22 protein-coding genes are annotated in these 23514 nt (G+C 62.5%); 19 read left to right on the top strand and 3 right to left on the bottom strand.

All coding sequences use genetic code 11. The features are described from left to right. The first annotated feature begins 134 nt into the window (after window positions 1–134). The 4 genes from trxB to infA all read left to right on the top strand — a co-directional run bounded on the left by trxB (window position 135) and on the right by infA (window position 2885). Window positions 135–1085: a thioredoxin-disulfide reductase gene (trxB, locus tag PJW05_RS14355; RefSeq protein WP_271407687.1), complete on the top strand. Its 951-nt coding sequence runs from the start codon at window positions 135–137 to the stop codon at window positions 1083–1085. Window positions 1086–1122: 37 nt separating this feature from the next. After that, window positions 1123–1803, top strand: a complete 681-nt coding sequence (aat, locus tag PJW05_RS14360) for a leucyl/phenylalanyl-tRNA--protein transferase (RefSeq protein ID WP_271407688.1) — start codon at window positions 1123–1125, stop codon at window positions 1801–1803. 54 nt (window positions 1804–1857) lie between these two features. Continuing rightward, window positions 1858–2565, top strand: a complete 708-nt coding sequence (locus PJW05_RS14365; protein WP_271407689.1) for an arginyltransferase — start codon at window positions 1858–1860, stop codon at window positions 2563–2565. 101 nt (window positions 2566–2666) lie between these two features. Then, window positions 2667–2885 (top strand): translation initiation factor IF-1, encoded by a 219-nt coding sequence (infA, locus tag PJW05_RS14370; protein ID WP_016492441.1) that lies wholly within the window; start codon window positions 2667–2669, stop codon window positions 2883–2885. A 57-nt stretch (window positions 2886–2942) separates the two neighbouring features. On the opposite strand, the gene clpA is transcribed toward infA, so the two are convergent. Next, the gene (clpA, locus tag PJW05_RS14375; RefSeq protein ID WP_271407690.1) at window positions 2943–5213 is read right to left on the bottom strand and encodes an ATP-dependent Clp protease ATP-binding subunit ClpA; all 2271 of its coding nucleotides are present in this window, start codon (window positions 5211–5213) and stop codon (window positions 2943–2945) included. Between the two features lie 28 nt (window positions 5214–5241). Beyond that, on the bottom strand, window positions 5242–5604 hold the full coding sequence (gene clpS, locus PJW05_RS14380) for an ATP-dependent Clp protease adapter ClpS (RefSeq protein ID WP_271412226.1): 363 nt from the start codon (window positions 5602–5604) through the stop codon (window positions 5242–5244). 229 nt (window positions 5605–5833) lie between these two features. On the opposite strand from clpS, the gene cspD reads away from it, so the two are divergent. Further along, window positions 5834–6097: a cold shock domain-containing protein CspD gene (gene cspD / locus PJW05_RS14385; RefSeq protein WP_271407691.1), complete on the top strand. Its 264-nt coding sequence runs from the start codon at window positions 5834–5836 to the stop codon at window positions 6095–6097. Between the two features lie 66 nt (window positions 6098–6163). Here the strand turns inward: cspD and icd are convergent, their stop codons facing one another. Next, window positions 6164–7420, bottom strand: a complete 1257-nt coding sequence (gene icd, locus PJW05_RS14390; RefSeq protein ID WP_271407692.1) for an NADP-dependent isocitrate dehydrogenase — start codon at window positions 7418–7420, stop codon at window positions 6164–6166. Window positions 7421–7775: 355 nt separating this feature from the next. On the opposite strand from icd, the gene PJW05_RS14395 reads away from it, so the two are divergent. The 14 genes from PJW05_RS14395 to PJW05_RS14460 all read left to right on the top strand — a co-directional run bounded on the left by PJW05_RS14395 (window position 7776) and on the right by PJW05_RS14460 (window position 23481). Further along, window positions 7776–10004 (top strand): NADP-dependent isocitrate dehydrogenase, encoded by a 2229-nt coding sequence (locus tag PJW05_RS14395; protein ID WP_271407693.1) that lies wholly within the window; start codon window positions 7776–7778, stop codon window positions 10002–10004. 103 nt (window positions 10005–10107) lie between these two features. Next, entirely contained in the window at window positions 10108–10551 is a 444-nt protein-coding gene (locus PJW05_RS14400; RefSeq protein WP_271407694.1) for an NUDIX hydrolase, read from the top strand. Between the two features lie 55 nt (window positions 10552–10606). Then, a complete protein-coding gene (gene mnmA, locus PJW05_RS14405) occupies window positions 10607–11725 on the top strand; it encodes a tRNA 2-thiouridine(34) synthase MnmA (RefSeq protein ID WP_271407695.1) in 1119 nt (372 codons plus the stop codon). Further along, window positions 11722–12342, top strand: a complete 621-nt coding sequence (hflD, locus tag PJW05_RS14410) for a high frequency lysogenization protein HflD (RefSeq protein WP_271407696.1) — start codon at window positions 11722–11724, stop codon at window positions 12340–12342. The genes mnmA and hflD overlap by 4 nt, the downstream gene beginning before the upstream one ends. 109 nt (window positions 12343–12451) lie before the next feature. Further along, a complete protein-coding gene (purB, locus tag PJW05_RS14415) occupies window positions 12452–13822 on the top strand; it encodes an adenylosuccinate lyase (protein WP_271407697.1) in 1371 nt (456 codons plus the stop codon). A 60-nt stretch (window positions 13823–13882) separates the two neighbouring features. After that, on the top strand, window positions 13883–15049 hold the full coding sequence (locus tag PJW05_RS14420; protein WP_271407698.1) for a ribosomal protein uL16 3-hydroxylase: 1167 nt from the start codon (window positions 13883–13885) through the stop codon (window positions 15047–15049). Further along, complete coding sequence (locus PJW05_RS14425) at window positions 15042–15467, top strand: GNAT family N-acetyltransferase (RefSeq protein ID WP_271407699.1); 426 nt, start codon at window positions 15042–15044, stop codon at window positions 15465–15467. Before PJW05_RS14420 ends, PJW05_RS14425 begins: the two co-directional genes overlap by 8 nt. A gap of 8 nt (window positions 15468–15475) precedes the next feature. Continuing rightward, on the top strand, window positions 15476–16105 hold the full coding sequence (locus PJW05_RS14430) for a DUF7931 domain-containing protein (protein WP_271407700.1): 630 nt from the start codon (window positions 15476–15478) through the stop codon (window positions 16103–16105). Then, window positions 16102–16911: a secretin N-terminal domain-containing protein gene (locus PJW05_RS14435; protein ID WP_271407701.1), complete on the top strand. Its 810-nt coding sequence runs from the start codon at window positions 16102–16104 to the stop codon at window positions 16909–16911. The genes PJW05_RS14430 and PJW05_RS14435 overlap by 4 nt, the downstream gene beginning before the upstream one ends. Window positions 16912–17418: 507 nt before the next feature. Further along, complete coding sequence (locus tag PJW05_RS14440; protein ID WP_271407702.1) at window positions 17419–19014, top strand: isocitrate lyase; 1596 nt, start codon at window positions 17419–17421, stop codon at window positions 19012–19014. Window positions 19015–19179: 165 nt separating this feature from the next. After that, complete coding sequence (locus PJW05_RS14445; protein ID WP_271407703.1) at window positions 19180–19779, top strand: murein L,D-transpeptidase catalytic domain-containing protein; 600 nt, start codon at window positions 19180–19182, stop codon at window positions 19777–19779. 114 nt (window positions 19780–19893) lie between these two features. Continuing rightward, entirely contained in the window at window positions 19894–21888 is a 1995-nt protein-coding gene (locus PJW05_RS14450; protein ID WP_271407704.1) for a PhoX family protein, read from the top strand. 491 nt (window positions 21889–22379) lie between these two features. Next, on the top strand, window positions 22380–22793 hold the full coding sequence (locus PJW05_RS14455) for an NADH-quinone oxidoreductase subunit A (protein ID WP_271407705.1): 414 nt from the start codon (window positions 22380–22382) through the stop codon (window positions 22791–22793). A 10-nt stretch (window positions 22794–22803) separates the two neighbouring features. Further along, window positions 22804–23481, top strand: a complete 678-nt coding sequence (locus PJW05_RS14460) for a NuoB/complex I 20 kDa subunit family protein (protein ID WP_271407706.1) — start codon at window positions 22804–22806, stop codon at window positions 23479–23481. Window positions 23482–23514 lie beyond the last annotated feature (33 nt).

Consider the following 23514-nt stretch of genomic DNA (forward strand, 5'->3'; position numbering starts at 1 on the left):
ATGTTGGGGGCTGAATGTCGCCCCGGCGTTTTGGCGACGTACGGGCTTCGGTGTAGCATAGCCGCCAACGATTTGCGTGATGCTCAATTGGAGCATGCAATTTCTTTTGTGACAAAGACTTATGGAGCCTTTTTATGAGCGAAGTCAAGCATTCCCGATTGATCGTCCTGGGCTCCGGCCCGGCGGGCTACACCGCGGCCGTCTACGCGGCACGCGCCAACCTGAAGCCCGTGGTCATCACGGGCATCCAGCCCGGCGGCCAATTGACCACCACCACTGAAGTGGACAACTGGCCTGGCGACGTCGAAGGCCTCACTGGCCCCGCACTGATGGAACGCATGCAGAAGCACGCCGAACGCTTCGACACCGAGATCGTCTACGACCACATCCACACCGCCGAGTTGCAGAAGCGCCCCTTCATCCTCAAGGGTGACAGCGGTACCTACAGTTGCGACGCACTGATCCTCGCCACCGGCGCCTCCGCGCAATACCTTGGCCTGCCCTCCGAGGAAGCCTTTGCCGGCAAAGGCGTCTCCGCTTGCGCCACCTGCGACGGTTTCTTCTACCGCAACCAGGTCGTCTGCGTGGTCGGCGGCGGCAATACCGCGGTGGAGGAAGCCCTTTACCTGGCCAATATCGCCAAGGAAGTGCACCTGATTCACCGCCGCGACAAGCTGCGCTCCGAGAAGATCCTCCAGGACAAGCTGTTCGAGAAGGCTGCCAACGGCAACGTACGCCTGCACTGGAATCACACTCTGGACGAGGTGCTGGGCGACAACACCGGCGTAACCGGCGTGCGCTTGAAGAGCACCGTAGACGGCAGCACCAAGGAGCTGTCCCTGGCCGGCGTCTTTATCGCCATCGGCCACAAACCGAATACCGACCTGTTCAAGGGCCAGCTCGAAATGCGTGATGGCTACCTGATCGTGCAAGGTGGTCTGGAAGGCAACGCGACAGCCACCAGCACCCCAGGCGTGTTCGCTGCCGGCGACGTGGCCGACCACGTCTATCGCCAGGCCATCACTTCCGCCGGCTCAGGCTGCATGGCCGCGCTGGACGCCGAAAAGTTCCTCGACGACAACTGACAGGCAAGGCGGGCCCACCGGCCCGCCCTCCCCTCCCATGCTCACTTGGCTGCAACGCGACTCCCTCGACTTCCCCCCTCTTGGGCGTGCCCTGCACGAACCCAACGGCCTGCTTGCCGCCGGCGGCGACCTTTCCCCCGAGCGACTGATTAGGGCCTACCGCCACGGCTGCTTCCCCTGGTACCAGGAAGGCCAACCCATCCTCTGGTGGTCACCAGACCCGCGCACCGTGCTAACCCCCCAGGAAATCCACATCTCCCGCAGCCTCGCCAAGCAGTTGCGCCAGCAGCGCTTCCGGGTGACTTTCGACCAGGCCTTCGGAGCCGTCATCGAAGGCTGTGCCGGCCCTCGCAACTACACCGACGGCACCTGGATCACTCCCGCGATGCAAGCCGCCTACGTCGAACTACACAATCGCGGCGTAGCGCACTCCGTCGAGGTCTGGAAGGACGACGAACTCGTTGGCGGTCTGTACGGACTGGCCATGGGCAAGCTGTTTTTCGGCGAATCCATGTTCAGTCGAGCCAGCAACGCCTCCAAGATCGGCTTCGCCACGCTGGTGCAGCACCTCCATCAGTGGGGCTTCGTCCTGATCGACTGCCAGATGCCCACCCAACACCTGCAAAGTTTCGGCGCGCGCACCATCAGCCGGGAAAAATTCTCCCGCTACCTGCAGCTCTACCTGGACCAGCCGAACGTCGCTGACTGGATCGCCTAGGCGAGCCCCGCAGGCTGACATACACTTGCTGAAGGGTTCTCCGGGGGTTGATTCATGACCGAGCTGGCTCGCCTCAAGTTTTATGCCACTCAACCGCATCCATGCAGCTACCTGCCCGAGGAACAGGCCACCACCCTGTTTCTCGACCCCAGCCAGCCAATGGATGTGGAGGTCTATGCCGAGCTGTCAGAAATGGGCTTCCGCCGCAGCGGAGACCACCTCTATCGGCCGCATTGCCAGCGCTGCAACGCCTGCGTCCCCGCGCGCATTCCCGCCGACCAGTTCATTCCCAATCGCCAACAGAAGCGCATTCTCAAGCGCAACGCCGACCTGACCGTGAAAGCCGTGCGCCCGGCTTTCACCGAGGAGTATTACGCGCTCTACGTGCGCTATATCGAACAGCGCCACTCAGACGGCGACATGTACCCGCCCAGCCGGGACCAGTTCTCCACGTTCCTGGTGCGCGACCTGCCCTTTTCCCGTTTCTATGAGTTCCGCCTGAATGACGAATTGAAGGCCGTCGCGGTGACGGACGTGCTGCCCAACGGTATTTCCGCGGTCTACACCTTCTACGACCCCGATGAGGAACGACGCAGCCTTGGCCGCTACGCCATTCTCTGGCAGATCGGCGAAACCGCGCGCCTCGGGCTGCAGGCCGTCTATCTTGGCTACTGGATCAAGAACTGCAGAAAGATGAATTACAAGACCCAGTACCGGCCGATCGAACTCTTCGTTAATCAGCGTTGGGTGACGCTCAGCTGAAGCCCTTGGCGAGCAGTGCTGTTTTCGGGCACAATGCACGCCGTTTTTGCCCGCCGCGCCCTGCGGCAGGGCTCATCTTTGAATACCGAGGGCTTTACTGCATGTCGAAAGAAGACAGCTTCGAAATGGAAGGCACTGTCATCGACACCCTGCCCAACACCATGTTCCGTGTGGAGTTGGAAAATGGGCACGTCGTCACCGCGCACATTTCCGGCAAGATGCGCAAGAACTACATCCGCATCCTCACCGGTGACAAGGTCCGCGTCGAGCTGACGCCATACGATCTGAGCAAGGGCCGCATCACCTACCGCGCCCGCTGATCACATCGTCATGAAAAAAGCCCGGCATATGCCGGGCTTTTTCGTACCTGTGGGACCTCAGGCCATTTCCGCAGTGGTTTCGAACTCGAAATCGAGTTCCCCATCCTTGACATCAACATGCACCAGGCCGCCATGCTCGGCCAGCTCGCCAAACAGAATTTCCTCCGCCAGCGGCCGCTTGATCTTGTCCTGAATCAGGCGAGCCATGGGGCGAGCCCCCATCTGCGCATCGTAGCCACGCTCAGCCAGCCAGCCACGCGCCTCGTCACTGACCACAAGCTGCACTCGCTTGTCTTCCAGCTGGGCCTGCAGCTCGGTGAGGAACTTGTCCACCACGTTCTTGATCACTTCGTGGCTCAGGCGACCGAATTGGATGATGGTATCCAGACGGTTGCGGAACTCGGGCGTGAAGCTCTTGCGAATCACCTCCATGGCGTCCGACGAGTGATCCTGCAAGGTGAAGCCGATGGACGCCCGCGCGGCAGTCTCGGCCCCCGCGTTGGTGGTCATGATCAGGATCACGTTGCGGAAGTCCGCCTTGCGACCGTTGTTGTCAGTCAGGGTGCCGTGGTCCATTACCTGCAACAGCAGATTGAAGACTTCCGGGTGCGCCTTCTCGATCTCATCCAGCAGCAGCACACAATGTGGCATCTTGGTGATGGCTTCGGTCAGCAACCCGCCCTGGTCGAAACCGACATAGCCGGGAGGCGCGCCAATCAGACGCGAAACGGTATGCCGCTCCATGTACTCGGACATGTCGAAGCGAATCAGCTCAATGCCCATGGCCTTGGCCAGCTGCCGCGCCACCTCGGTCTTGCCGACCCCCGTAGGGCCGGCGAAGAGGAATGAACCCACCGGCTTGTCCGGCGCCTTGAGACCGGCGCGCGAGAGCTTGATCGCGGTCGACAGCGAGTCGATCGCCGCATCCTGGCCAAACACGGTCAGCTTCAGGTCACGCTCCAGGTTACGCAGCAGCTCCTTGTCGGAGCTGGTGACGTGTTTCGGAGGAATTCGCGCGATCTTGGCGACGATGTCCTCGACCTGGGCCACCTCGATGCGCTTGGCACGCTTCTCTTCCGGCTGAAGTCGCTGGTAGGCACCCGCCTCGTCGATCACATCGATGGCCTTGTCGGGCATGTGACGATCATTGATGTAGCGCGCCGCCAGCTCGGCCGCGGCACGCAAGGCCTCGTCGCTGTACTCGATATGATGGTGCTGCTCGAAGCGCGCCTTGAGCCCCTTGAGGATGCCCACGGTGTCTTCGACCGAGGGCTCGGTGACATCGACCTTCTGGAAACGACGCGCCAGGGCCCGATCCTTCTCGAAGATGCCGCGGAATTCCTGGAACGTGGTGGAACCGATGCAACGGATCTCCCCCGAGGAAAGCAGCGGCTTGAGCAGGTTGGACGCATCCATCACTCCACCCGACGCAGCACCGGCACCGATGATGGTGTGAATCTCGTCGATGAAGAGAATGGCATGCGGACGCTTGCGCAACTCGTTGAGCAGAGCCTTGAAGCGCTTCTCGAAGTCGCCGCGATACTTGGTGCCCGCCAGCAGCGCACCCAGGTCCAGGGAATACACCACGCTGTCGGCCAGCAGGTCGGGCACCTGGTTGTCGACAATGCGCTTGGCCAGGCCTTCGGCGATCGCGGTCTTGCCGACACCGGCCTCTCCCACCAGCAACGGATTGTTCTTGCGACGACGCGCCAGAATCTGCGCAACGCGCTCGACCTCATGCTCACGCCCCACCAGGGGATCGATACGCCCCATGCGCGCCAGTTCATTCAGGTTGCTGGCGTAAGCATCTAGAGGATGGCCGGAAGCCGCGGCTTCTCCACCTTCCTCGTCCTGCATCTCCTGGTCGTGATCGTGTTGCTCGCCATGCCCCGGCACCTTGGAAATGCCATGGGCGATGTAGTTGACGACATCGATACGAGCCACGCTCTGCTGTTTCAGCAGGAATACGGCCTGGCTTTCCTGCTCGCTGAAGATGGCCACCAGCACGTTGGCGCCCGTCACCTCGCGCTTGCCGGAGCTCTGCACGTGAAATACCGCGCGCTGCAAAACGCGCTGAAAACCTAGAGTGGGTTGGGTTTCCCGGTCTTCGTCGTGCTGCGGAATCAGTGGGGTAGTGGAGTCGATGAACTCCTGCAGGTCATGCCGCAGTTTGTCCATATTAGCGCCACATGCGCGCAGTACCGTGGCAGCCGCTTCGTTGTCCAGCAGGGCGAGCAGCAAGTGCTCGACCGTCATGAATTCATGGCGCTTGGCGCGGGCCTCCTTGAAGGCAAGATTGAGGGTGACTTCGAGCTCGCGGTTCAACATGGCTTCACCTCATACCCAAGCGGCGGCGTTAACCGTCCTTCTCGATTTCACAGAGCAGCGGGTGCTGGCTCTCTCTCGCATATTGATTGACCTGCATGGCCTTGGTTTCGGCAATGTCGCGAGTGAACACGCCGCAAACCGCCCGACCCTCCGTATGCACGGTCAGCATGATCTTGGTGGCCAGTTCCCGGTTCATACCGAAGAACAATTCGAGCACCTCGACCACGAAATCCATTGGGGTGTAGTCATCGTTAAACATCACCACCTTATACATGGGTGGCGCCTGAAGGGCCGGCTTGGCTTCCTGCACCGCCAGGCCCGTGGAGTCGTCCTCATGATGCTGCGGACTGTCCTGATTGAATGTTAGTCGAATCTGGCTGCTTGCATGCATGCTGGAAATAAAGGTCATGGTTGAGTGAAAACGGCCACTGTAAAGACATTGAACCGTTTCTCAGGCGACGCCGGGAACGCCTTGACTAACGGCAAAACGGTGTTACAACGAGTGGATACCCGTCTTCGGGTATCAGGGGTTCCACGTGCGCGGCCAAGGCGGCCTTCAGGGCGTGGAGTCGAAGTGGATGATACTCCAGTGATGGAGTCCTTTGCAGAGGGATATCAGCATGCTTAGCGGTAAGGTCAAGTGGTTCAACAACGCCAAAGGCTATGGATTCATCCTGGCCGATGGCCGAGATGAGGACCTGTTCGCCCACTATTCGGCCATCCAGATGGACGGCTACAAGACGCTAAAGGCTGGACAGCCGGTAAGCTTCGATATCATCCAGGGCCCGAAAGGGCTGCATGCCGTGAATATTCGTCCGGTCACGGCCGCCACCGAAGCGCCTGCCACGCTCAGCCAACCTCAGGGCAGCACGGTAGAAGTCTGAGCCCCCACCTCTTGGGCATGAGAAAGGCCGGTCAGATGACCGGCCTTTTTGTTTCTGCCGCCAGGCTCACATATGGGCGATGATGGCGTCACCGAACTCCGAGCAGGACAGCAGCTTGGCGCCTTCCATCAGACGCTCGAAGTCGTAGGTCACGGTCTTCGCAGCGATGGCACCGTTGGTCCCCTTGATGATCAGGTCGGCGGCCTCCGTCCACCCCAGGTGGCGCAGCATCATTTCTGCAGAGAGGATGACCGAGCCCGGGTTCACCTTGTCCTGGCCGGCGTACTTCGGCGCGGTGCCATGGGTGGCTTCGAACATGGCAACGGTGTCGGACAGGTTGGCGCCGGGGGCGATACCAATGCCACCCACCTCGGCCGCCAGGGCGTCGGACAGGTAGTCACCGTTCAGGTTCAGGGTGGCGATCACGTCATACTCGGCCGGACGCAGCAGGATCTGCTGCAGCATGGCATCGGCGATCACATCCTTTACCACGATGTTCTTGCCGGTGCGCGGATTCTTGAACTGCATCCAGGGACCGCCATCCAGCAGCTCGGCACCGAACTCGTCGCGGGCAATCTCGTAGCCCCACTCCTTGAAGGCACCTTCGGTGAACTTCATGATGTTGCCCTTGTGGACGATGGTCACGGAGCTCCGATCGTTATCCACCGCGTATTGCAGGGCCTTGCGCACCAGGCGCTTGGTGCCCTCTTGTGAAACCGGCTTGATGCCGATGCCACAGTTCTCGGTGAAGCGGATCTTCTTGACGCCCATCTCTTCGGTGAGGAACTTGATGACCTTCTCGGCCTCGGGGCTGCCAGCCTTCCACTCCACGCCCGCATAGATGTCTTCGGAGTTCTCGCGGAAGATCACCATGTCGACATCACCGGGCTTCTTCACCGGGCTCGGCACACCTTCGAACCAGCGAACCGGGCGTTGGCAGACATAGAGGTCCAGTTCCTGGCGCAGCGCCACGTTGAGCGAGCGGATACCACCGCCGACCGGAGTGGTCAGCGGCCCCTTGATGGATACGACGTAGTCACGAACGGCTTCGAGGGTTTCTTTCGGCAGCCAAGTGTCCTGGTCGTAGACCTGAGTGGCCTTCTCGCCGGCATAGACCTCCATCCAGGAAATCTTGCGGTCGCCACCGTAGGCTCTGGCGACAGCGGCATCCACCACTTTGATCATGACAGGGCTGATATCGACGCCGATGCCGTCACCTTCGATGAAGGGAATGATCGGGTTGTTCGGTACCTTAAGGGACATGTCTGCATTGACGGTGATTTTGTCACCGACCGCCGGCACCTGGATCTTTTGGTATCCCATGCTGAGCTCCGTGTTGTGGTTGAGAACGCTCTTGCAGCTCGTGAGCCTACTCCAGTTGGTCGGTCATCGACCATATCTTCATTAGTCGAAAGCACGGGCCGCGTCAGCCCACCCAAAGGAGTGGTATACTGCGCGCCGTGACTTGACAGTCATCGGGGGCGAGCAGTCTGGGACCAGACTCACTGTCCTCGCGCGGCCAGGCCACCACCATGGCGCAACCGTACAACGCTCTACTGGCGCTTCATTACCCCCGCGGCAATTCTCGGCTGAGCTCAACTTCGACATTGAGCGAATGCGTCTACCAATGCGCTTCGAGAATCTGTGCACGCCCAGAAAAGAAGAGAGTTAAACGTTAATGTCCAACCGTCCGAAGATTACCTACACCTTCACCGACGAAGCTCCTGCGCTCGCCACCTACTCGCTCCTCCCCATCGTCAAGGCCTTCGCCGCCTCAGCCGGCATCGACGTTGAAACCCGCGACATCTCCCTGTCCGGCCGCATCCTGGCCTCCTTCGCCGACAAGCTCCCGGCCGACAAGCGCATCGAAGACGACCTGGCCTACCTGGCGACGCTGGCAACCTCCGCGGACGCCAACATCATCAAGCTGCCGAACATCAGCGCTTCCGTCCCCCAACTCAAAGGTGCCATCGCCGAGCTGAAGGCCCTGGGCTATGAGATCCCGGACTTCCCGGAAGACCCGCAGACCGACGAAGAGAAAGACACCCGCGCCCGCTACGCCAAAGTCCTGGGCAGCGCCGTGAACCCGGTCCTGCGCGAAGGCAACTCCGACCGCCGCGCTCCGGCCGCCGTCAAGGCCTACGCCCGCAAGCACCCGCACTCCATGGGCAAGTGGAGCATGGCCTCTCGCTCCCACGCCGACTACATGCGCGGCGGCGACTTCTTCTCCAGCGAGCAGTCCATCACCATGGCCAAGGCCGGTGATGTCCGCATCGAGTTCGTTGGCAAGGACGGCAAAGTAGAGGTCAAGAAGCAGCTCACCCTGCAGGACGGCGAAGTCCTGGACAGCATGTTCATGAGCTGCAACAAGCTGCGCGCCTTCTTCGAGCAGACCCTGCAGGACTGCAAGGAATCCGGCGTGATGTGGTCCCTGCACGTCAAGGCGACCATGATGAAGGTCTCCCACCCGATCGTCTTCGGCCACGCCGTCACCGTCTACTACAAAGACGTGTTCGACAAGTACGGCAAGCTGTTCGAAGAGCTGGGTGTCAACCCGAACAACGGCATCAGCAGCGTCTACGACAAGATCAAGGTACTGCCCGCCTCCCAGCAGGAAGAAATCCTGCATGACATCCACGAGACCTACAGCCACCGCCCGGAAATGGCGATGGTCGACTCCGTGAAGGGCATCACCAACCTGCACATCCCGAGCGACGTGATCGTCGACGCCTCCATGCCCGCCATGATCCGTAACTCGGGTCAGATGTGGGGCAAGGACGGCAAGCAGAAGGACACCAAGGCGGTGATGCCGGAGAGCACCTACGCCCGCATCTACCAGGAGATGATCAACTTCTGCAAGACCAACGGCGCCTTCGACCCGACCACCATGGGCACCGTGCCGAACGTCGGCCTGATGGCCCAGAAGGCCGAGGAATACGGTTCTCACGACAAAACCTTCGAAATGACCGCCGACGGCACCATGCGCGTCGTAGCCGCCGACGGCACCGTGCTGATGCAGCACCAGGTCGAAGCCGGCGACATCTGGCGCGCCTGCCAGACCAAGGACGCCCCGATCCGTGATTGGGTCAAGCTGGCCGTTACCCGCGCCCGCCTGTCCAACACCCCCGCCATCTTCTGGCTGGACCCGGAGCGCGCCCACGACCGCGAACTGCGCAAGAAAGTCGAGCTGTACCTGCAGGATCACGACCTGACCGGCCTGGACATCAGCATCAAGGGCTACAACGAAGCCATCCGCACCAGCATGGAGCGCCAACTGCGTGGCCAGGACACCATCTCGGTGACCGGCAACGTCCTGCGCGACTACCTGACCGACCTGTTCCCCATCATGGAACTGGGCACCTCGGCAAAAATGCTGTCCATCGTTCCGCTGATGGCGGGCGGCGGCATGTACGAAACCGGTGCCGGCGGCTCGGCTCCGAAACACGTGCAACAGCTGGTTGAAGAAAACTACCTGCGCTGGGATTCCCTCGGCGAGTTCCTGGCCCTGGCCGTGTCCCTGGAAGAAACCGGTATCAAGACCGGCAACGCCAAGGCCAAGATCCTCGGCAAGACCCTCGACGAAGCCACCGGCAAGCTGCTGGACAACAACAAGTCGCCGTCCCGCAAGGTCGGTGAGATCGACAACCGCGGCAGCCACTTCTACCTGGCGCTGTACTGGGCCCAGGCCCTGGCCGCCCAGGACGAAGACGCCGAGCTGAAGGCCCACTTCGCGCCGCTGGCCAAGGCTCTGACCGATCAGGAAGCGACCATAGTCGCTGAACTGAACGGCGCCCAGGGCAAGCCCGTAGACATCGGCGGCTACTACCGCTCGAATCCGGAGTTGACCAGCCAGGTGATGCGCCCCAGCGCAACCTTCAACGCGGCAATCGACAGCCTGCTGGCCTAATCGCCACGGGACGTCGAAGGAAGCCCCGGGCCATGCCCGGGGTTTCTTTTTTGGCGCTACCGGCACCTTTTCAGCACGAACCTTGATTCGGAGCCCCCCCCCAATGACCTGGCACCCCCATATCACCGTCGCGACCGTGATCGAGGACCAGGGCCGCTTCCTCCTGGTGGAGGAACAGGCCGATGGCCGCGCCGTATTCAACCAGCCCGCCGGCCACCTGGAGGCCGACGAGAGCCTGCTCCAGGCCGCCCTGCGCGAAACCCTGGAGGAAACCGGCTGGGAGGTCGAGCTGACCGCTGTCATCGGCATCTACCTCTACACCGCACCCAGCAATGGCGTGACCTACCAGCGTGTCTGTTTCGCCGCCCGCCCGCTGCGCCATCATCCGCAACGGACACTGGACGACGGCATCATCGGCCCACGCTGGCTGACCCGCGACGAACTGCTGGCTGAACAGGACCGCTGGCGCAGCCACCTGGTCCTGCGCTGCATCGACGACTACCTGGCGGGCGAGCGCTTCCCACTCAGCCTGATCCGCGTCGCCTGATCGCTACCCAGCCTGATAGAATTCCGCTTTTGCTCAGCAGCCAGTACAGATTCCCATGCGTGATCCAGCCAATACCCGCGTCATAGTCGGCATGTCCGGCGGCGTCGACTCCTCGGTTTCCGCCCTCCTGCTCCTCGAGCAGGGCTATCAGGTGGAAGGCCTGTTCATGAAGAACTGGGACGAGGACGACGGCACCGAGTACTGCACAGCCAAGGTCGACCTGGCCGACGCCCAGGCCGTCTGCGATCGCATCGGCATCAAGCTGCACACCGCCAACTTCGCCGCGGAGTACTGGGACCACGTGTTCGAGCACTTCCTCGCCGAATACAAGGCGGGCCGTACGCCGAATCCCGACATCCTCTGCAACCGCGAGATCAAGTTCAAAGCCTTCCTCGACTACGCCCTGTCCCTGGGCGCCGACCTGATCGCCACCGGTCACTACGTGCGCCGCCGCGATATCGACGGACGCACCGAACTGCTCAAGGGCCTGGACCCGAACAAGGACCAGAGCTACTTCCTCCACGCGGTGGGCGGCGAACAGATCGCCCGCACCCTGTTCCCCGTGGGCGAACTGGAAAAACCCGAAGTGCGCGCCATTGCCGAAAAACACGGCCTGGCCACCGCCCGCAAGAAGGATTCCACCGGTATCTGCTTCATCGGTGAGCGTCGCTTCACCGACTTCCTCAAGCAGTACCTGCCGGCCCAGCCCGGTGACATCGAGACTACCGACGGCGACGTCATCGGCCGCCACCACGGCCTGATGTATCACACCATCGGCCAACGCCAAGGCCTGGGCATCGGCGGCATGAAAGACGCCAGCGACGACCCCTGGTACGTCCTGGCCAAGGACCTCTCGCGCAACGTGCTGATCGTCGGCCAGGGCAACGAGAACCCCTGGCTGTTCTCGCGCGCGCTACGGGCCTCCGAAATCTACTGGGTCAATCCGGTCGACCTCAGCCAGCCACGCCGCCTCAAGGCCAAGGTGCGCTATCGCCAGAGCGACCAGCCCTGCACCCTGGAGAAGACCGCCGACGGCTATGTCGCGGTGTTCGACGAGGCGCAGCGGGCGGTCACCCCGGGTCAATCGGTGGTCTTCTACGACGGTGAAATCTGCCTCGGCGGCGGCGTGATCGAAAGCGCCGAACCCTGGGACGCCGAGGTGAAACGCCCATGAACCAGACCCGCGAACAACTGGTCGCCCTCGGCGCCGTCTTCGAAGCCGCCGCGCTGGTGGACCGCATCGCCAAGACCGGCCAGATCAGCGAGCCGCCGCTTGGCTGCATGCTCGGCAGCCTGCTGGTAAGGGACCCGAAGGACACGCTGGAAGTCTACGGCGGTGATGACCTCAACCTGCGCGACGGCTACAAGGCCCTGGCCAGCGCCCTGGAGCGCGAGCCCGCCAGCCTGCAGCGCGAGCCCCTGCGTTATGCCCTTGCCCTGCTCACCCTGGAGCGCCAGCTGGCCAAGCGCGGCGACATGCTCGACATCATCGGCACTCGCCTCGACCAGATTCAGCAACAGGTCCAGCACTTCGGGCTGGTGCACGACAACGTCATCGCCGCCTGCGCCAGCCTTTACCAGGACACCCTGAGCACCTTCCGCCAGCGCATCCAGGTGCATGGCGACATGCGCCACCTGCAGCAGTCCAGCAATGCCGCGAAGATTCGCGCCCTGCTCCTTACCGGCATCCGCGCCGCGCGCCTCTGGCGCCAATTGGGCGGCAATCGCTGGCAGCTGCTTTTCAGTCGCCGCAAGCTGCTCAACGAGCTCTACCCCCTCTTGCGCGGTTGACCCCCTGCGCGCCATGTGTCGAACGCCATGGCGCGGAAGCGGCGAGTGGGACGAAAACCATGTATGATGTGCGCCCCTTTTCGTTGACCGATTGTCCGAGAACGCACTCATGCAGCTTTCCTCGCTCACCGCGGTTTCCCCCGTAGACGGCCGCTACGCCGGCAAAACCAGCGCCCTGCGCCCGATCTTCAGCGAATACGGCCTGATCCGTTGCCGCGTCCAGGTAGAGGTCCGCTGGCTGCAGCGCCTCGCCGCCCATGCCGGCATTCCCGAGGTCGCGCCCTTCTCCACCGAAGCCAACGCCCTGCTCGACAAGCTCGCCGAGGACTTCCAGCTGGAGCATGCCGAGCGCATCAAGGAAATCGAGCGCACCACCAACCACGACGTCAAAGCCGTGGAATACCTGCTCAAGGAGCAGGCCGCCAAGCTGCCCGAGCTGGCCAAGGTCAGCGAGTTCATCCATTTCGCCTGCACCAGCGAGGACATCAACAACCTGTCCCACGCCCTGATGCTGCGCGAAGGCCGCGACCAGGTCGTGCTGCCGCTGATGCGCCAACTGGCCGACGCCATCCGCGAACTGGCGGTGCGCTTCGCCGACATTCCGATGCTCTCCCGCACCCACGGCCAGCCCGCTTCGCCGACCACCCTCGGCAAGGAAATGGCCAACGTTGTCTACCGCCTGGAGCGCCAGATCGCCCAAGTGGCCGCCGTGCCGCTGCTGGGCAAGATCAACGGCGCCGTGGGCAACTACAACGCCCACCTGTCCGCCTACCCGGACGTGGACTGGGAAGCCAACGCCCGCGCATTCATCGAAGGCGACCTGGGCCTGGCCTGGAACCCCTACACCACCCAGATCGAGCCGCACGACTACATCGCCGAGCTGTTCGATGCCGTGGCCCGCTTCAACACCATCCTCATCGACTTCGACCGCGACGTCTGGGGCTACATCTCTCTCGGCTACTTCAAGCAGAAGACCATCGCTGGCGAGATCGGCTCCTCGACCATGCCGCACAAGGTCAACCCGATTGACTTCGAGAACTCCGAAGGCAACCTCGGCATCGCCAACGCCCTGCTCCAGCACCTGGCCAGCAAGCTGCCGATTTCCCGCTGGCAGCGCGACCTGACCGACTCCACCGTGCTGCGCAACCTCGGCGTCGGTTTTGCCCACAGCGTCATCGCCTATGAAGCGACCCTCAAAGGAATCAGCAAGTTGGAGCTCAATGCTCAACGCATTGCTGAAGATCTGGACGCCTGCTGGGAAGTGCTCGCCGAGCCAATCCAGACCGTGATGCGCCGCTATGCGATCGAGAATCCGTACGAGAAACTCAAGGAACTGACCCGCGGCAAGGGCATCAGCCCGGAGGCCCTGCAGACGTTCATCGACGGCCTGGACATGCCGGCCGAGGCCAAGGCCGAACTGCGCAAGCTCACCCCCGCCAGCTACATCGGTAACGCAGTAGCCCAGGCCAAGCGCATCTGATCGGTTTTGCCCCCCTGCACGCCCGGCTGTGCCGGGCGTTTTTATTTCAAAGGCTTAGATATGAATCCTGATACTCCTCTTCAACTTTTGGGCGGCCTCACCGCGCGAGAATTCCTGCGCGATTACTGGCAGCGGAAGCCGCTGCTGATCCGCCAGGCCATCCCCGGATTCGAGAGCCCCATTTCCCCCGACGAGCTCGCCGGCCTGTCCCTGGAAGAGGAAGTCGAGTCGCGCCTGGTACTCGAGCATGGCGAACGCCCCTGGGAGCTGCGCCGCGGCCCCTTCGCCGAGGACACCTACCAGAACCTGCCCGAGAAGGACTGGACGCTGCTGGTCCAGGCGGTCGACCAGTTCGTGCCGGAAGTGGCCGAGTTGCTGGAGCAGTTCCGCTTCCTGCCGAGCTGGCGCATCGACGATGTGATGATCAGCTTCGCCGCGCCGGGCGGCGGTGTAGGGCCGCATTTCGACAACTACGACGTGTTCCTCCTGCAGGGCCACGGCCGACGCCGCTGGAAGATCGGCCAGATGTGCGATGCCGCGAGCCCGCTGCTGCCCCACGCAGACCTGCGCATCCTCGCCGACTTCCAGGAGAGCGACGAATGGGTCCTGGAGCCCGGCGACATGCTCTACCTGCCGCCACGCCTGGCCCACTTCGGCATTGCCGAAGACGATTGCATGACCTACTCCGTCGGTTTCCGCGCCCCCAGCGCCGCCGAAGTACTGACCCATTTCACCGACTTCCTCGCCCAGTTCCTGCCAGACGAAGAACGCTACAGCGACGCCGGCACCGCACCAGCCAGCGACCCCCACGAGATCCAGCGCGACGCTCTGGACCGTCTCAAGGCCCTGCTCGCCGAACACATGAGCGACGAGCGCCTGCTGCTCACCTGGTTCGGCCAGTTCATGACCGAACCGCGTTATCCGGAGCTGGTCGGCGGCGCCGAGATGGACGAAGAGGAGTTCCTCGGCGCCATCGAGGACGGTGCGGTGCTGATCCGCAACCCCAGCGCGCGCCTGGCCTGGTCCGAGGTGGATATCGGCCTGGTACTCTTCGCCAGCGGCCAGAGCCGTCTGCTGCCGGCCAACCTGCGCGAGCTGCTGAAACTGATCTGCGCCGCCGAGGCGCTGCATCTGGACAATCTCGGCCAATGGCTGGCCGACGACGAGGGGCGTAAGCTTCTTCTGGAACTGGTCAAGCAAGGAAGTCTGGAGTTTGCCGATGAGTGAAATACACGTCCGCGTTGCCGACTGGCAGAAGGACAATGCCGACCTGCGCCGCATCCGTGAGGCCGTGTTCATCGCCGAGCAGTCCGTCGCGCCGGAACTGGAATGGGATACCGAAGACACTGACGCCGTTCACTTTCTTGCCTTCGAACGGGACTATGCTATCGGCACCGCGCGCCTGCTTCCGGACGGCCACATCGGCCGCGTTTCGGTGCTCAAGGACTGGCGCGGACTGAAAGTCGGCGACCGACTGCTGCAGGCCGCCATCGCCGAGGCTGAGCGGCGTGGTCTGAAGCGCCAGATGCTGTCTGCCCAGGTCCACGCGACCGCGTTCTACGAACGCCACGGTTTCAAGGTCGTCAGCAGCGAGTTTCTCGAAGCCGGCATCCCCCACGTGGACATGGTGCGCGAAAGCCAATAGAGGCGACTATGAACGAAAACACCCCGGACCCCGCTGAGAACGACGTCGAACTGCCGGCCATCGAGTTCCAGTCGCCGGGGCGTTTCAGCGTTCACAATCCCGCCCCTGTTCAGGGCGAAGCGCCTGGCTGGGAGCCGGCCCCCTTCGTCCTGGGCAGCCACGATCACCTTGAGCGTTTCAGCGCGCCGGAAGAGGCCCGCGCCCACGCCTTGGCACTGATGCAGCAGGCACGCCGCAGCCTCTGCCTGTACAGCCCCGACCTGGAGCCCTGGCTCTACCACAACAGCGCCATCCAGCAGGCCTGCACTCGCCTGCTGGTCAGCGACCCGAAGTGTCAGCTGCGCATTCTTGTGCGCGACCTGAGCCGCGCCGTGAAGGAAGGCCACCGCCTGCTGACCCTGAGCCGACGCATTTCCAGCAATTTCCAGATTCGCCGGATCAACCCCGACCATCCCGCGGAAGACCTGGCCTACCTCATTGCCGACGATCGCGGCCTGCTCGTGCGCCCCGAGCCCGAACAGTATCCCGGCTACGCCCTGTACAACGACCCCGGAAGGACCCGGCTGCAGCAGACCCGCTTCGACCAGGCCTGGGACCTGAGCATTACCGACCCCGATTTGCGGAGCTTCCTGATATGACCCCACGCGCCCTGCTCGCCGCCCTCCTGCTGCTGGTCTGCCTGCCCCTGCAGGCGGCCACCGAGCTCATCCAGCTGCGCTATCGCACTGCGGACGAGTTGCTGCCCATGGCGCAGTCGGTTCTGGGTAATGAGGGCCGCGTCAGCGCTTATGGCAACCAACTGATTGTCAATGCCGAGCCGGCTAGGATCGACGAACTACGTACCCTGCTCGACCAACTCGACACCCGTCCGCGGCGCCTGCTGATCAGCGTCGATACCAGCGACAGCAACTTCCAGAACGACCGCGGCTATGCCGTCAACGGTACGGCCAGTGCCGGTGGCGTCGAGGTCCAGGCCGGCCGTGGCGAAGTCAATGGCCGCGACCAGGTGCGCATCATCCGCCGCAGCACCGACAGTCGCGCCGGTGGCGTACAGCAGGTGCAGGCCACCGAGGGCTACCCGGCACTGATCCAGGTCGGCCAGAGCGTCCCCATCACCACGACCAGCAGCGGCCCCTACGGCGAGGTCTACAGCAACACCGACTATCGCAACGTGACGCGCGGCTTCTACGTCACCGCAACGCTGAGCGGTGAACGGGTGCATGTCAGCATCAGCAGCAACCGTGATCGCCTGAACAGCACCCAGCCCGGCGTCATCGACGTGCAAAGCACCGACACCACGGTCAGCGGTCATCTGGGCGAATGGATCACCATCGGCGCCGTGAACGAGGACAGCCAGTCCGACCAGAGCGGCTTCCTGCGCCGCCGCACCACCCAGGGGAGCGAGAACATGACCCTGCGCCTCAAGGTTGACGCGGTCGACTGAAAGCCTGTTTTATGACCATCCAGTCTCAGCCGAAAGTCTTATGTAGTAGTCTCAAAAAAACACTACAAAACGTTTGACGAACACCTGTTTGAAAGAGCATGATGGCCTCGCTCCCGCTAGCCAGGGGCCCTGGAAAGGGCCTTCGGGTCGCGCTCCCAGCCAACCAGCCGAGCCGATCCGTGTTGTAACAGCCCACAAGGCAGTGCGACGAGGTTGCGACTGGAACGAAGTTGTCCTGAGGGACGGGGAAGCGCCAGCAACAATCGCAGGATCGAAGGCAGTGCCCGACCGATCACCCAACGGTTACCACGAACCGGCAAGTGATCGAAGAGCGCAAAACCCTCCATCGATCGTGCGAGTGCGCCAATCGTCATCCCTCCTCGGCTTTACTTCCTCCCAGTCCAGTCCTTCGACGCGCTGCGGTGAGCAACCCGCAATAACCTTCAGAAAGCAGGTTTTTCAGTGGGTAAGTCGGTGCTCAACCACACACAATTTGAAGGATTGACCATGTCCGCATACCAGAACGAGATCAAGGCAGTAGCCGCGCTGAAAGAGAAGTACGGCACCAGCTGGAGCGCGATCAACCCCGAATACGCTGCTCGCATGCGCGTCCAGAACCGTTTCAAGACCGGCCTGGACATTGCCAAATACACCGCCGCCATCATGCGCAAGGACATGGCCGAGTACGACGCCGACTCCTCCGTCTACACCCAGTCCCTGGGCTGCTGGCATGGCTTCATCGGTCAGCAGAAGCTGATCTCCATCAAGAAGCACCTGAAGACCACCAACAAGCGCTACCTCTACCTGTCGGGCTGGATGGTCGCCGCCCTGCGCTCCGACTTCGGCCCGCTGCCGGATCAGTCGATGCACGAGAAGACCGCCGTTGCCGGCCTGATCGAAGAGCTCTACACCTTCCTGCGCCAGGCCGACGCCCGCGAGCTGGACCTGCTGTTCAGCGCCCTGGACGCCGCCCGCGCCGCTGGCGACAAGGCCAAGGAAGCCGACGTACAGGCCCAGATCGACAACTTCGAAACCCACGTAGTGCCGATCATCGCCGACATCGATGCCGGTTTCGGCAACGCCGAGGCCACCTACCTGCTGGCCAAGAAGATGATCGAAGCCGGTGCCTGCTGCATCCAGATCGAGAACCAGGTTTCCGACGAGAAGCAGTGCGGCCACCAGGACGGCAAAGTGACCGTTCCGCACGAAGACTTCCTCGCCAAGATCAACGCGGTTCGCTACGCCTTCCTCGAACTGGGCATCGACGACGGTGTAATCGTTGCCCGTACCGACTCCCTGGGCGCCGGCCTGACCAAGCAGATCGCCGTTACCCGCCAGCCGGGCGACCTGGGCGACCAGTACAACTCCTTCCTGGACTGCGAGGAAATCTCCGCTGCCGAACTGCAGAACGGCGATGTAGTGATCAATCGCGGCGGCAAGCTGCTGCGTCCCAAGCGCCTGGCTTCCAACCTGTTCCAGTTCCGCAAGGGCACCGGCGAAGACCGCTGCGTCCTGGACTGCATCACGTCGCTGCAGAACGGCGCCGACATGCTGTGGATCGAAACCGAGAAGCCCCACGTCGGCCAGATCAAGGGCATGGTTGACCGCATCCGCGAAGTCATCCCGAATGCCAAGCTGGTGTACAACAACAGCCCGTCCTTCAACTGGACCCTGAACTTCCGCCAGCAGGTGTTTGACACCTGGGTTGCCGAAGGCAAGGACGTTTCCGCCTACGACCGCGCCAAGCTGATGGGCACCGAGTACGACGAAACCGAACTGGCCCAGGTTGCCGACGAGAAGATCCGTACCTTCCAGCGCGACGGTTCCGCCCAGGCTGGCATCTTCCACCACCTGATCACCCTGCCGACCTACCACACCGCGGCCCTGTCCACCGACAACCTGGCCAAAGGCTACTTCGCCGACCAGGGCATGCTGGCCTACGTGAAGGGCGTGCAGCGTCAGGAACTGCGTCAGGGTATCGCCTGCGTCAAGCACCAGAACATGGCGGGCTCCGACATTGGCGACAACCACAAAGAGTACTTCGCTGGCGAAGCGGCCCTGAAAGCGAGCGGTAAAGACAACACCATGAACCAGTTCCACTAAGAGGAGCTGCCACCGGTCGACCACGCATCGACCGGACATGGCGAGTCAATGAACCCCGGTGCCCGCACCGGGGTTTTCTTTTTCCCGCCCTCGGCCCCCATCCTCGGAGGGTTGCCACGCCGCCACGCAGCCCTAGAATCGGGAAGAAATCCCGGAGCCCCGGCCATGCCGCGAATCCTGCTGCTGATCTTCCTGCTCATGTCCCCTACCCTGCGCGCCGGCGATCTGGAGCTGCTGGTCAATCAACCCCAACTGGGGGAGATCCTCGACGACCTCAAGGCCAGCCAGCATCCGCGCTTCGCCGTGGTCGACTATGGCCGCGCGTCCACTTTGCCCCGCTTCTACCTGTTCGACCGTCGCAGCCATGCCCTGCTGGGCAGCTTCCGGGTTGCCCATGGCAAGGGCTCGGACCCGGACCATGATGGCCAGGCCGACAGCTTTTCCAACGCCCTTGGCAGCCGCGCGACCTCCCTCGGCCTGTTCCGAACATCCGAAGTCTTCGACAGCAAGGAACCTGGCCACGGCCGCTCCATGCGCCTCATCGGCCTCAGCCTGAGCAACAGCAATGCCGAGCAGCGCGCCATCGTCATCCACGCGAACGCCTACATGGAGGAGGCCTTCATTCGCGAGCACGGCGTGCCAGGCCGCAGCTTCGGCTGCCTGGTACTCTCCGGCACCGACCGCGACCGAGTGATCGAGCAGTTGCAAGGGGGCGCACTCATATTCGCCATCACTCAAAAAGTTCCGCGGCTCGCACACCACTGACAGGAACCGTGAGCCATATCCCAGGCAACAGTTCCTCCATCGCACTGTCACGGTTCCGTCGCTTTCAGGCCTTAGCGTCAGATCTCCGTCGATTCGCCTGCGTGGAGACCCGCCTTGAACCAACACAACGACAATGCCGTGCTCTTTGGCAACGGCGACGAACTGCCCAGCAACACCAGTAACAATCCCCATATCAATGACCTGATTGGCGGACTCAACCGCCGTCAGGTAGTGGTCGGCGGTGCAGCCATGGGCGCCCTCGCCTTCCTCGGTGCAGCCCTGCCTGTCGATGCGGTGGCCGCTGGCACCGAGGCCAAGGGTTTCCCCTTCAGGCCGCGTTCGCGCCTGCCGTTCGAGCCCGTCGCCGTCGGCCGCGCCGACACCATCAGCGTGCCGCCGGGCTACAAGGCCACACCCTTCATTCCCTGGGGCACCCCTATCACCGGGCGCTACCCCGCCTTCGCCGAGGACGCCAGTAACAGCGCCCAGGACCAGGCGGAGCAGATCGGCATGCACCATGACGGCATGCACTTCTTCCCCATCGACGCCCGCCGTGGCCCCGGCAAGCGTTCGGATCACGGCCTGCTGGTGCTGAACCACGAATACATCGATGCGCCGCTGCTGCACCCCAACGGCCCGACAGTGGTCGACGGCAAGCGCGTCAGCGCCGAAGAGGTTCGCAAGGAGATCAATGCCCACGGCGTCTCGGTGGTGGAGATTCGCCGCAACGTGCAAGGGGAATGGGAGGTGGTCCCGAGCCGCCGCAACCGACGCATCACTGCGGCGACCCCGATGCAGATCGCCGGGCCCGCCCGAGGCCACAAGCTGCTACAGACCCGCCATAGCCCCCAGGGCACCGCCACCCGAGGCACCCAGAACAACTGCTCCAATGGCTTTACCCCCTGGGGCACCTACCTCACCTGCGAGGAGAACTGGGCCGGCTACTTCGCCACCCGCGACACCAGCCTGCCCCGCGAACTGCAACGCTACGGCCTGCGTGCCGCCAGCCGCTTCGGCTGGGAAACCCTGCCCGGCGACGAGTTCGAACGCTTCGACGCGACCCGCAAGGCCACCGACGCCAAGGGCGACTACCGCAACGAGCCGAACCACTTCGGCTGGATCGTGGAGATCGACCCCTTCGACCCCGACTCCACTCCGGTCAAGCACACCGCCCTGGGCCGCTTCGCCCATGAGGGCCTGATCTTCGCGCCGGTGAAACCCGGCCGCCCGGTGGTCTGCTATTCCGGCGACGACTCCCAGAATGAGTACATCTACAAGTACGTCAGCCGCGACAAATACCGGCCCGGCCAAGCCACCGGCCGCCTCCTGGACGAAGGCACCCTCTACGTTGCCCGCTTCAACGCCGACGGCAGTGGCGACTGGCTGGCCCTGGACATCAACGACCGGCACTTCCTCAAGGCCTGTCTGGCCGCCGGCGTCAGCTTTGCCGACCAGGGCGAAGTCCTGATCAACACCCGTCTGGCCGCCGACATCGTCGGCGCCACACGCATGGACCGCCCGGAATGGGGCGCCGTGAACCCGGACAATGGCGAGGTCTACTTCACCCTGACCAACAACACCGCGCGAACCACGGCCGACGCCGCCAACCCGCGTCCAGCCAACGCCTACGGCCACATCATCCGCTGGCGAGAGGACAGCCGCGACCACGCCGGGCGACGTTTCGACTGGAACATCTTCCTGCTTGCCGGCCCCGAGAGCGACAGCCGTGGCCCGAACAGCAAGCCCCTGGATGCGCAGAACATCCTGGCCAGCCCGGACGGCCTCTGGTTCGATGATGAAGGCCGCCTCTGGATCCAGACCGACATGAGCGGCAGCCAACTGAGCGCCGGCCCCTTCGGCAACAACCAGATGCTGGTAGCCGATCCCCGCAGCGGCGAACTCAAGCGATTCCTGGTCGGACCGCTGGGTGCCGAAGTCACCGGCATCAGCGCCACACCGGACTTCCGTACCTTGTTCGTGAACATCCAGCACCCCGGCGAAGGCTCCACCGCCACCAACCTGCTCAGCACCTGGCCGGACGGTCCGGGCAAGCGCCCTCGCTCGTCCACCGTGGTCGTTACCCGGGAAGACGGGCGCCGCCTGCTCTGATCCACTCGGCGTAGTTGGCCGACCCGCAAGGTCGGCCAACTCTTTTTCCACTCAGACAAAGCTGCATGAACAAAAACAGAGGGAATTGTCGCAATTATGAAAGTCCCGAAAGAACAACTAAGGAGGCTTTTCCGCATATTTGATTAGGCAATTTCTTACTACTTTGAGAGAACTCTCGTGTAGTGATTAATTAACCACCAATCAAATGCTAATGACTATCATTATCCGCCAGAACCAACCGACGACTGCGACATAAGGCCGCAATCCGACCAAGGCCTAACGAAGGGCTGAAAGCCGCGCCACTACTGGCCCGCCGCCAACATCAAGGTGCGAAAAACGGCCGCGCGGGCAATTTTTTGGCTTGAAAAATTTACTTGCACACCCGCTCGGGCATAAAATTGTCGGAATCGATTGCCGGGGCATCATTTGACGCCCGGCAGTAAACCTTTTAACGCAAGTGAACGCCGTTCCTTGTCTTAAGGAGTTCCGGCATGTCGGAAGCAACTGCCATCATCTCCCATAACTGGGGTTTCGCCGTTTTCCTGCTGGGTGTCGTCGGCCTCTGCGCCTTCATGATCGGGGTTTCGAGTCTGCTGGGCAGCCGCGCCATCGGTCGCAGCAAGAACGACCCCTTCGAATCCGGCATGCTCCCCACCGGCACCGCCCGCCTGCGTCTCTCCGCCAAGTTCTATCTGGTCGCGATGCTCTTCGTGATCTTCGACGTCGAAGCCCTCTTTCTCTTCGCTTGGTCCGTCTCCGTCCGTGAAAGCGGCTGGGCCGGCTTTATCGAAGCAACCATTTTCATAGCAATTCTGTTGGCAGGTCTTGTCTACCTTTGGCGCATCGGGGCGCTGGATTGGGCTCCCGAAGGTCGTCGCAAGCGGCAGGCGAAGCTAAAACAATGAGGCTTTGGCAATGCAATACAAACTTACTCGGATCGATCCGGATGCGACTTACGAGCAGTATCCGATCGGCGAACGGGAGACCGTTTCCGACCCGCTGACCGAAGATCAGGTGCACAAGAACATCTTCCTGGGCAAGCTCGAGGATGTTCTCAACGGAGCAGTCAACTGGGGTCGCAAGAACTCCTTGTGGCCGTACAACTTCGGTCTCTCCTGCTGCTACGTGGAAATGACCACCGCCTTTACCGCGCCGCACGATATCGCGCGCTTCGGTGCGGAAGTCATTCGCGCATCACCTCGCCAGGCGGATTTCATGGTTATCGCCGGCACCTGCTTCATCAAGATGGCACCGGTCATCCAGCGCCTCTATGAGCAGATGCTGGAGCCCAAGTGGGTGATCTCCATGGGTTCGTGCGCGAACTCCGGTGGCATGTACGACATTTACTCGGTCGTTCAGGGCGTGGACAAGTTCCTCCCCGTGGACGTCTACATTCCCGGCTGCCCGCCCCGTCCGGAGGCGTTCCTGCAAGGCCTGATGCTGCTGCAGGAATCCATCGGCCAGGAGCGCCGCCCGCTATCCTGGGTCGTGGGGGACCAAGGCATCTATCGTGCCGACATGCCCTCGGAGCGGGAAAAGCGCCGCGAACAGCGTATTCAGGTCACCAACCTGCGCAGCCCCGACGAAGTCTGAGCCTGATCTTCTCCGCGAAGACCCAGGCTCATT

Origin of the sequence: Pseudomonas sp. Q1-7 (assembly GCF_028010285.1) — a bacterium.
Taxonomy (GTDB): Bacteria; Pseudomonadota; Gammaproteobacteria; order Pseudomonadales; family Pseudomonadaceae; genus Metapseudomonas.

What these genes read in the sequence shown, in the direction of transcription:
- trxB (WP_271407687.1), top strand. Translation starts at nt 135, where the DNA reads ATGAGCGAAGTCAAGCATTCCCGATTGATCGTCCTGGGCTCCGGCCCG.
- aat (WP_271407688.1), top strand. Translation starts at nt 1,123, where the DNA reads ATGCTCACTTGGCTGCAACGCGACTCCCTCGACTTCCCCCCTCTTGGG.
- PJW05_RS14365 (WP_271407689.1), top strand. Translation starts at nt 1,858, where the DNA reads ATGACCGAGCTGGCTCGCCTCAAGTTTTATGCCACTCAACCGCATCCA.
- infA (WP_016492441.1), top strand. Translation starts at nt 2,667, where the DNA reads ATGTCGAAAGAAGACAGCTTCGAAATGGAAGGCACTGTCATCGACACC.
- clpA (WP_271407690.1), bottom strand. Translation starts at nt 5,213, where the DNA reads ATGTTGAACCGCGAGCTCGAAGTCACCCTCAATCTTGCCTTCAAGGAG.
- clpS (WP_271412226.1), bottom strand. Translation starts at nt 5,604, where the DNA reads ATGCATGCAAGCAGCCAGATTCGACTAACATTCAATCAGGACAGTCCG.
- cspD (WP_271407691.1), top strand. Translation starts at nt 5,834, where the DNA reads ATGCTTAGCGGTAAGGTCAAGTGGTTCAACAACGCCAAAGGCTATGGA.
- icd (WP_271407692.1), bottom strand. Translation starts at nt 7,420, where the DNA reads ATGGGATACCAAAAGATCCAGGTGCCGGCGGTCGGTGACAAAATCACC.
- PJW05_RS14395 (WP_271407693.1), top strand. Translation starts at nt 7,776, where the DNA reads ATGTCCAACCGTCCGAAGATTACCTACACCTTCACCGACGAAGCTCCT.
- PJW05_RS14400 (WP_271407694.1), top strand. Translation starts at nt 10,108, where the DNA reads ATGACCTGGCACCCCCATATCACCGTCGCGACCGTGATCGAGGACCAG.
- mnmA (WP_271407695.1), top strand. Translation starts at nt 10,607, where the DNA reads ATGCGTGATCCAGCCAATACCCGCGTCATAGTCGGCATGTCCGGCGGC.
- hflD (WP_271407696.1), top strand. Translation starts at nt 11,722, where the DNA reads ATGAACCAGACCCGCGAACAACTGGTCGCCCTCGGCGCCGTCTTCGAA.
- purB (WP_271407697.1), top strand. Translation starts at nt 12,452, where the DNA reads ATGCAGCTTTCCTCGCTCACCGCGGTTTCCCCCGTAGACGGCCGCTAC.
- PJW05_RS14420 (WP_271407698.1), top strand. Translation starts at nt 13,883, where the DNA reads ATGAATCCTGATACTCCTCTTCAACTTTTGGGCGGCCTCACCGCGCGA.
- PJW05_RS14425 (WP_271407699.1), top strand. Translation starts at nt 15,042, where the DNA reads ATGAGTGAAATACACGTCCGCGTTGCCGACTGGCAGAAGGACAATGCC.
- PJW05_RS14430 (WP_271407700.1), top strand. Translation starts at nt 15,476, where the DNA reads ATGAACGAAAACACCCCGGACCCCGCTGAGAACGACGTCGAACTGCCG.
- PJW05_RS14435 (WP_271407701.1), top strand. Translation starts at nt 16,102, where the DNA reads ATGACCCCACGCGCCCTGCTCGCCGCCCTCCTGCTGCTGGTCTGCCTG.
- PJW05_RS14440 (WP_271407702.1), top strand. Translation starts at nt 17,419, where the DNA reads ATGTCCGCATACCAGAACGAGATCAAGGCAGTAGCCGCGCTGAAAGAG.
- PJW05_RS14445 (WP_271407703.1), top strand. Translation starts at nt 19,180, where the DNA reads ATGCCGCGAATCCTGCTGCTGATCTTCCTGCTCATGTCCCCTACCCTG.
- PJW05_RS14455 (WP_271407705.1), top strand. Translation starts at nt 22,380, where the DNA reads ATGTCGGAAGCAACTGCCATCATCTCCCATAACTGGGGTTTCGCCGTT.
- PJW05_RS14460 (WP_271407706.1), top strand. Translation starts at nt 22,804, where the DNA reads ATGCAATACAAACTTACTCGGATCGATCCGGATGCGACTTACGAGCAG.